This window comes from Streptomyces sp. CHD11, assembly GCF_018638295.1.
Classification (GTDB): Bacteria; Actinomycetota; Actinomycetes; order Streptomycetales; family Streptomycetaceae; genus Streptomyces.
In genome coordinates this window covers 1-304 of the sequence record NZ_JABTTS010000201.1, presented here as the reverse complement: position 1 = coordinate 304, position 304 = coordinate 1, and the positions used below count along the sequence as shown (strand labels likewise).

General features: G+C 75.3%; 1 protein-coding gene. It reads right to left on the bottom strand.

Annotation, left to right across the window (positions count from 1 at the left end; all coding sequences use genetic code 11):
* A partial coding sequence (locus HTV45_RS34740) for a PP2C family protein-serine/threonine phosphatase (RefSeq protein ID WP_251693433.1) occupies positions 1-304 on the bottom strand: 304 nt, incomplete at both ends.

Sequence of the window (304 nt, the reverse complement as noted above, 5' to 3'; positions counted from 1 at the left end):
CCGAGGTGTCCGCCGACGTAGCGCTGCAGGTCGGTGCGGAAGCGGCGCAGGAAGGCGTCGGGGTCGGTCTCGGTCCAGCCGGTGACGCGCTCGGCCAGCGGGTAGAACGTGCCGGCCGCGTCCCGGGCCTCGGTGACGCCGTCCGTGTAGCAGATGAGGGTGGCGCCGGGCGGGAACGGGAAGGTGTCGACCGGGCAGGACCAGGGCCCCAGGGCGCTCATGCCGAGCGGGGGAGCCTCCTCGGAGGGTCCGAGGACGGTGGCCCTGCCCTCGGCGTCCAGCAGCACCGGCGGTGGATGCCCCC